We start from the raw sequence: 5,305 nt of genomic DNA, 5'->3' as shown, positions 1-5,305 counted from the left end.
CGAACAAATGATTACCCAGCAAAAGGGAAAAGTTCGCTTTGATTGGCGCAAAGACGGGCTCGTCTGCGAAATTACGCTGCCGGTTTGAGGGATGTCTGCGGTTGGCCGATTTTGTTGCAAAAGTCGGTTGAGACAAGTCACGAACCGTGATTCCGTTGTGTTGACGCGAATCTCGGCGAGGTCGATCCATGATGGGCCGTCTGAAGAGTGACCAAGGTCAACTGTTCTACGAGTTTCGTCTTGGCGACGCGATACCCGAAGATCATCTGATGCGGAAGATCGATGCTGCTCTCGATCTGTCCTGGCTTCGCGGTGAACTAGCATCTCACTATTCGTCGATGGGGCGCCCGTCGATTGATCCGGAACTGATGATCCGGATGCTGGTCGTGGGGTATGTCTTTGCGATCCGCTCAGAACGGCTGATCTGCCGTGAAGTGCAGGTGAACCTCGCCTATCGCTGGTTCTGCAAGCTTGGTATCGAGGACGCTGTCCCGGATCATTCGGCATTTTCGCGCGCCCGCAACGAGCGCTTCCGTGATGGAGATGTTCTCCGCCGCGTGTTCGAACGGATTGTCGAGGCATGCATTGCCGCCGGTCTGGTTGGTGGCGAAGGATTTGCAGTCGATGCGAGCCTGATTGCGGCCGACGCGAACAAGCAGCGCTCGATCGCAGGTCAGGACTGGCGCAGGGATCGCGATCCGGCCAGGTCCAGCCGCGCGGTGAAGGAGTATTTGGCAACCCTCGACGATCCGGCGTGGGGCCCGCCAGCGATGTCATCCCGAAGTTTGTCTCGCCATCCGATCCGGCAGCGCAGTGGACCGGCGCTCACAAGGGGCCGGCATTCTTCGCGTACTCCGACAACTATCTCATCGACGTGAAGTTCGGCGTCATCGTGGATGTCGAGGCCTCCCGCGCCATTCGCCAGGCCGAGGTCGGTGCAGCAAAAACCATGATCGAACGAACCGAGGAGCGCTTTGGTCTCAAGCCAGAGCGACTTGTCGGGGATACCGCTTACGGAGCGGCTCCGATGCTGAATTGGCTGGTCGAGGAGAAGGGCATCGCGCCGCATATCCCTGTGTTCGATAAGTCGAAGGGGGATGATGGCACCTTCTCGCGGAGCGACTTTCGATATGACCCAACCGGGGACGTTTACCACTGCCCGGGTGGTAAGCGGCTTGGGACGAGCGGTACCGTGCACGAGGGCAAGACCCTTCTGTATCGTGCCAGCAAGCTCGACTGCGATGTATGCCCGCTCAAACCGCAGTGCTGCCCAAAGGAACCATCACGCAAGATCCCGCGCGATATCCATGAGCATGCCCGAGACGTTGCCCGGTCGTTCGCTGGCACCGAGGGCTTCGAGCTCTCTCGGCGTCAGCGCAAGAAGATCGAGATGAGGTTCGCACACTTGAAGCGCATCCTGAAGCTTGGTGGGCTCCGATTGCGAGGCCCGCAAGGTGCCCAGGATGAGTTTGTTCTAGCCGCCATCGCTCAGAATCTGAGGCGGTTTGCATCGCTGGTCGCACGACCGCCGCCGGCTCAGGTTCTGCGCATCGCGTAGCGTAGCGTCAAAGTTGCGTAAAATGCGTCAGGGCCAGCGCTTCAAAGCGCGGCTCAACAAAAGGCCCAGCGGCCAAATCCATTGCAGCCAACTTTTGCAACAAAATCGGCCCGTAGCTGACCTGCCGCGCGTAGCCGGCGGAGGACCGCTTGTGACCCCACAGCGGACCTTAGCTTCAACTGCTCAGATGACGATCCAGGGGGCGGAAAGAGCCGGCACAGCTAGGCGATGCCGGAACGGCTTTGCCGTCGTGGCATCGGAGGTCAAAGCGGAGCGATAGATGAGTCGGTCGCCGCGATCCCGTAGATGAGCGGCACGAGCGAGCGGCTTTGGAAATCTCGTCCGCCATTACCGGCGGCCGTAGAGAGCAAGGTGCCGCTACGCAGGAATTCTTCCGAGCGCGCAGCAGGCGGCGCAGCGCGCGCATGAGGTCTCGACCAAGATCACCGACGTACCGAGGGACGCAACCGATACGGCTCGGCGTGTTCTCAAATGTTCTCGGCTGCCAAGTCCCCGTCGCTGGATAGCAATCGTTAAGGCTCCGGGTGGGCCTCCTCTAAGACTCAAAACGTCGTTGTGGGCGCATGAATGCATGGAACCTTTGTTCCATTTGGGCATCTTCTAAGCAGGGTAACAGCTGCTGGGAGAAACAAATGGCACAAGCTTTTCGAGAAGACGCACAGGTCGGGGTGGTTGAACCGTCGGTGGCCGGGGTTTCCTGGGCTGCCGTCCTGGCCGGGGCCGTGGCGTCTCTCGCCCTTACGCTCGTGCTTCTATCCTTTGGCGCAGGCATGGGTTTCTCTGTGGTGTCGCCCTGGGGCAATTCGGGTGTGTCCGCGACGACTTTCAAGATCGGAACTGGTCTATATTTCATCGTCATGGCGATGATCTCGTCCGCCGTAGGTGGTTATCTTGCCGGCCGTCTCCGCACGAAGTGGGTCGGCGTGCAGACCACCGAGGTGCACTTCCGGGATACGGCGCATGGCTTTTTAGCTTGGGCGGCCGCCTCGGTTCTCGGCGCTGTGTTGCTGGCTGCTCCGGCAACCACGTTGCTAGGCGGAACGCTTGCTGGCGCGACGCAGGGCGCCGCGAACGCTGCACAGAATTCGCCGATGAGCGGCTACGTCGACACGCTCATGCGCTCGGATAACCCGTCCTCCCAGGGCCAGCAGACTGGCGACTCGCGTGGTGAGATGGTCCGCCTGTTCACCAACAGCTTCCACAAAGACAACGATGTCAGTCCCGCCGACCGCACCTACGTTGCTAAGGTCGTGTCTGCGCGAACCGGATTAAGCCAGGCGGACGCCGAGAAGCGCGTCAACGACGTCGTCACTCAGGTGAAAACTGATCTCGACGCGGCAAGGAAGGCCGCCATGCAGATTGCGATCTGGCTAACGCTTTCCCTGTTTATCGGCGCCTTCTGCGCATCGCTGGCTGCCACTGAAGGCGGCGGGCTTCGCGACGGCACTTGGGGCAAGAAGGCGTATGCGCCTGCAACCAATCGCTAACCCATCGAAAACGAAAGGAGAGATGTCATGCCGATTTTGCTTTGGCTCGTCGGAATTCCGATCCCGCTGATCATTCTCATTATGCTGCTGCGCTAAGTACGCCCACTATTCACAAACGGAGAAGGACGCATGTCCAAGTATCTCGTCGCCGCCTTGCTCACCACGGCGTTGTTCACGTGCTCGGCATCGGCGCAAACTGCATCGACCAAGACCGCCGCTGATAGTGCCGCCTCGTCGCACAAGGAAGGCGAATGGCGGGCTTCCAAGCTCGTCGGTGTCAACGTCTACAACGAAGCCAACGAGAAGATCGGCGACATTAACGAGGTCATTCTCGATAAGTCGGGCAAGACTGCGAACGTCATCCTGGGTGTTGGTGGATTCCTCGGTATGGGCGAGCATTATGTTGCTGTGCCCTATGACAAGCTGAAGTGGGTCAACGAGCCCGTTCGCACGTCGACGACCACGCCGCCTGCCGACAAACCGACGGTTGGCGTCAACAATGCCGGTGCCGCGACTGGAGAAGTGAACCGCTCTAACCGGCCCGTGCGTGCAGCCAACGAAAATTGGTATCCGGACCACGTCGTCTACAACGCGACCAAGGACCAATTGAAGGCTATGCCGCAGTTCAAATACTGAGGCCCACTACGCCGCCTCGGACACTCGGTCTCGAGGCGGCGATTGGGGGGGTCCTTGGGCGCCCTTCACCTCGCGCGCCACGTCGAGCACGGATTTGGCCTCGGTCAAAATTGCCACTCCGCATGGAGCATGAGAATCGGCCCGTGGTCATCCTGGCGGCAAAGGATTGCTAGTGATCAGGATGGAGCGTTGAAAGACCGGCTTGCCTTGCTCGTCCAAGCCTAGCATTGCTGCAAATTCTTCATGGGTGAGCAGCACTGGTCGGTTTCAGTGCGCTCAATGAAGATCGATGGTCCGTTTTTGCTGACGGTCTGATAGTGCACACAACTGGCGCTGGATAATTTTTTGCGAGTAGATCGCGCGGAGCGCCAGTCCCCTAATCTTGGCCCGCAGTATCGCCGGGGCTGAACTCCCGCTCCGCCTGGGTCCAGAAATCCAAATCTCGCCCCGAGGGACGTCCGGCCCGTTCCCAAAGCTGATAGGCGCGTGCCGTGATTTGAGCGCGCCGCGAAGAAGAGGGGGAAAGCTTGCGCCCCAGCTGGTCAGCAAACTGCCGCAGCCTCCTGGCGGTGTTCTCGTCTGAGGTGTATGCAGCTGTCCGAGTAGCCAGTGCTATCTGATGCTCGAGCTTTTTCCTTTCATCCATCGGATCGCATCCCTCCTCGTTCTAATTGACTCCGGCTCGGCTCAATTGTTCAGCCCTGGCTGTAAAATGCGAGGAGCGCCAATTCCTTCACGCGCTTAACTTCACTTTTGCACAAAACAGCTCATGTTAACCTCGTCGCGAGGCTGCGCTGTACCCAGTGTAAAGGGGGCTTAGTTTCCGCCCGTGTTTTTCGAGAGAGAAGGAACGTGGGCGAGCTCGCGAACGAAGGGCCCGGGAAAAAGACTCCCGTTCACAAGCCTGCCGGCGTAAGGAGAAGCATGGCTGCAGTACTTCTGATCGAAGACGAAACGCTCATTCGCATGATGATTCGGATATGCTGATGGAGCTTGGTCCCGAAGTTCCTGGAGAGGCGAGCGATCTGGGCTCTGGGTTAGCCATGGCCATGAGCGCTGAATGCGACGCTGCTATTCTCGACCTGCAGCTTGGCCGGGATAGCTCTGAAGCCCTCGCACAGGCTTTGCAGCTCCGCAGCATTCCCTTCGTCTTCGCGAGCGGCTATGGCGCCGATGGCGTACCAGAACAATTCAACGGTCGGCCACTTTTACAGAAACCATTCCCTTTGGACGCTCTCGATCGCTGCATGGGGACGCTGCTAGACCAAGGCTCTAACGCCGATTAGCTCCAGAGTATTAGGTCTGCTGCATCACGCTGTACAAGTCAGGATCTTCGGAAGGCGGCCCGGCAAGGTCGCGGAGCTGCGTGAGCAGTTCATCGCCGTGCTCGGTCACGACCTGCGCAATCCCCTTGCATCGATCGCGGCCGGCGCACGGCTGATGCTCAAGGTCAAGATGCCTGAAGAGGCGCTACGGCTCGAGGCCATGATGCAGAGCAGCGTGAGCCGAATGGCCAAGATGATCGAGAGCGTCATGGACCTGGCGCGCGGCCGCCTTGGAGGGGGTATCTCGCTCTCTAAGGCCATTACCGCCGTCGAACCCG

At 59.4% G+C, this 5,305-nt stretch carries 6 protein-coding genes and 1 pseudogene; 5 read left to right on the top strand and 2 right to left on the bottom strand.

All coding sequences use genetic code 11. From position 1 onward, the window contains the following. Nucleotides 1-190, bottom strand: a 190-nt coding sequence (locus tag IVB41_RS22120) for a hypothetical protein (protein WP_247434940.1), incomplete at its 3' end; no start/stop codon positions are given. On the opposite strand from IVB41_RS22120, the pseudogene IVB41_RS22115 reads away from it, so the two are divergent. From IVB41_RS22115 to IVB41_RS22105, 3 genes and pseudogenes are all read left to right on the top strand, one after another. After that, nucleotides 189-1,558 (top strand): annotated as a pseudogene (locus tag IVB41_RS22115) (transposase). The gene IVB41_RS22120 and the pseudogene IVB41_RS22115 overlap by 2 nt on opposite strands. A 653-nt stretch (nt 1,559-2,211) precedes the next feature. After that, on the top strand, nt 2,212-3,066 hold the full coding sequence (locus IVB41_RS22110) for a hypothetical protein (protein WP_247434938.1): 855 nt from the start codon (nt 2,212-2,214) through the stop codon (nt 3,064-3,066). A gap of 129 nt (nt 3,067-3,195) precedes the next feature. Next, nucleotides 3,196-3,702 (top strand): PRC-barrel domain-containing protein, encoded by a 507-nt coding sequence (locus IVB41_RS22105; protein ID WP_247360144.1) that lies wholly within the window; start codon nt 3,196-3,198, stop codon nt 3,700-3,702. Between the two features lie 376 nt (nt 3,703-4,078). Here the strand turns inward: IVB41_RS22105 and IVB41_RS22100 are convergent, their stop codons facing one another. Then, the gene (locus tag IVB41_RS22100) at nt 4,079-4,348 is read right to left on the bottom strand and encodes a DUF2934 domain-containing protein (protein WP_247434935.1); all 270 of its coding nucleotides are present in this window, start codon (nt 4,346-4,348) and stop codon (nt 4,079-4,081) included. A gap of 334 nt (nt 4,349-4,682) precedes the next feature. On the opposite strand from IVB41_RS22100, the gene IVB41_RS22095 reads away from it, so the two are divergent. Both IVB41_RS22095 and IVB41_RS22090 read left to right on the top strand, forming a co-directional pair. Continuing rightward, the gene (locus IVB41_RS22095) at nt 4,683-4,988 is read left to right on the top strand and encodes a response regulator (RefSeq protein WP_247434932.1); all 306 of its coding nucleotides are present in this window, start codon (nt 4,683-4,685) and stop codon (nt 4,986-4,988) included. Nucleotides 4,989-5,085: 97 nt separating this feature from the next. After that, on the top strand, nt 5,086-5,305 hold a 220-nt coding region (locus IVB41_RS22090), incomplete at its 3' end, for a histidine kinase dimerization/phospho-acceptor domain-containing protein (RefSeq protein WP_346770861.1).

Origin of the sequence: Bradyrhizobium sp. 44 (assembly GCF_023073095.1) — a bacterium.
In the GTDB taxonomy this organism is placed as follows: domain Bacteria; phylum Pseudomonadota; class Alphaproteobacteria; order Rhizobiales; family Xanthobacteraceae; genus Bradyrhizobium.
Note: the sequence above shows the minus strand (reverse complement) of the source record. Positions and strands in the feature narration are given on the sequence as shown.